At 55.6% G+C, this 320-nt stretch carries 1 tRNA gene and 2 rRNA genes; all 3 read left to right on the forward strand.

Annotated elements, in window-relative coordinates:
* Window positions 1-86, forward strand: a 5S ribosomal RNA gene (rrf, locus tag PGR23_RS24465); the annotation flags it as partial.
* Between the two features lie 14 nt (window positions 87-100).
* Window positions 101-176 (forward strand) — tRNA-Thr (locus PGR23_RS24470).
* A 37-nt stretch (window positions 177-213) separates the two neighbouring features.
* Window positions 214-320: ribosomal RNA gene (rrf, locus tag PGR23_RS24475) — 5S ribosomal RNA — on the forward strand; the annotation flags it as partial.

A 320-nucleotide genomic window follows, 5' to 3' on the forward strand; every position in this document is an offset into this window, starting at 1 on the left:
GACCCCATGCCGAACTCAGAAGTGAAACGCCGTAGCGCCGATGGTAGTGTGGGGTCTCCCCATGTGAGAGTAGGGAACTGCCAGGCATCAAATTTAGCGTGCTGATATGGCTCAGTTGGTAGAGCGCACCCTTGGTAAGGGTGAGGTCCCCAGTTCGACTCTGGGTATCAGCACCACTTTTTAGGTTAAAGTTCGGCACTTGTAAAGAATTTGCCTGGCGACGAGAGCGCGGTGGTCCCACCTGACCCCATGCCGAACTCAGAAGTGAAACGCCGTAGCGCCGATGGTAGTGTGGGGTCTCCCCATGTGAGAGTAGGGAA

The sequence above is a fragment of the Klebsiella sp. 141162 genome, assembly GCF_050600755.1.
Lineage (GTDB): Bacteria > Pseudomonadota > Gammaproteobacteria > Enterobacterales > Enterobacteriaceae > Klebsiella > Klebsiella aerogenes.